The sequence below is a fragment of the Vibrio sp. 10N.222.46.A1 genome, assembly GCF_041473595.1.
In the GTDB taxonomy this organism is placed as follows: Bacteria; Pseudomonadota; Gammaproteobacteria; order Enterobacterales; family Vibrionaceae; genus Vibrio; species Vibrio tasmaniensis_A.
In genome coordinates this window covers 1-249 of sequence record NZ_JBFRSN010001806.1, presented here as the reverse complement: position 1 = coordinate 249, position 249 = coordinate 1, and the positions used below count along the sequence as shown (strand labels likewise).

The 249-nt window shown below is 45.0% G+C and carries 1 protein-coding gene; it reads left to right on the top strand.

What is annotated here, in order from left to right; all coding sequences use genetic code 11:
• A partial coding sequence (locus AB4496_RS29395; RefSeq protein ID WP_372133665.1) for a cytochrome ubiquinol oxidase subunit I occupies nucleotides 1–247 on the top strand: 247 nt, incomplete at its 5' end.
• Nucleotides 248–249 lie beyond the last annotated feature (2 nt).

Genomic DNA, 249 nt, shown 5'->3' with positions numbered 1-249 from the left:
TCGTCAACCATGGGCGGTCGGTGAAATTCTCCCTGTTGCGGTCGCGGCTTCTTCGCAAACCGTTGAAAACTTACTTACGTCTCTCGCGCTAATTATTGGCCTCTATGCGGTCTTCATCATTGTTGAAAGTTACTTGATGATTACCGTCGCTAAAAAAGGCCCAAGCAGTTTGAAAACGGGGCGTTATCACTATGAACAAACAACAACATCACTTGAAGCCAAATTGGCACAACAAGTTCAACAATAAGG